The organism is Vibrio sp. 1562, assembly GCF_033340155.1.
GTDB classification, from domain to species: Bacteria; Pseudomonadota; Gammaproteobacteria; order Enterobacterales; family Vibrionaceae; genus Vibrio; species Vibrio alginolyticus.
On record NZ_JAWOVY010000457.1, the window covers coordinates 1 to 639 of the forward strand.

The following is a 639-nucleotide window of genomic DNA, read 5'->3' on the forward strand; positions in this document are numbered from 1 at the left end:
CATCGGTCGCGCCGAAGCTTACGCTTCAAAAAATGATGTGCTTCCTGCCGCATTGGACGGCTTATGGATGGGACTGGGCATGACCAGTGTGCTAGTTGTGTTGGGCTCAATGCGCGAGCTTATCGGCAACGGCACATTGTTTGACGGCGCAGACTTGCTATTGGGTGACTGGGCTGCAGCGCTGCGCATTCAAGTATTCCAATTTGATAGCAGCTTCTTATTAGCACTATTACCACCAGGTGCTTTCATCGGTGTAGGACTTTTGATTGCGTTGAAAAATGTTATCGACAGCTCAATTCAGGCTCGTCAGCCGAAAGAAGAAAAACCGGCCATTGAGCGTGCTCGCGTAACTAACGCATAATATAAGAATTCTAAAATCAAGGCTCTACCACTCGTAGGGCCTTTTTCATAAACCGCAAAGACGGGTTTGGAAGTCAGCAATGAACAAAGAAAAAAGAATAGAAATTCTTGAACGATTAAGAGAAAACAACCCCAATCCTGAAACGGAACTGAACTGGAGCTCTCCATTTGAGTTACTCATCGCTGTGCTACTTTCAGCGCAAGCGACCGATGTCAGTGTCAACAAAGCCACTGATAAACTCTTCCCCGTTGCGAATACGCCACAAAGTATTCTCGATT

The 639-nt window shown here is 46.5% G+C and carries 1 protein-coding gene and 1 pseudogene; both read left to right on the top strand.

From position 1 onward, the window contains the following. The coding region (locus R7Z49_RS25795; protein WP_318112513.1) for an Rnf-Nqr domain containing protein at positions 1–361 on the top strand (361 nt) is incomplete at its 5' end. A 79-nt stretch (positions 362–440) separates the two neighbouring features. Continuing rightward, a pseudogene (locus R7Z49_RS25800) lies at positions 441–639 on the top strand (endonuclease III); the annotation flags it as partial.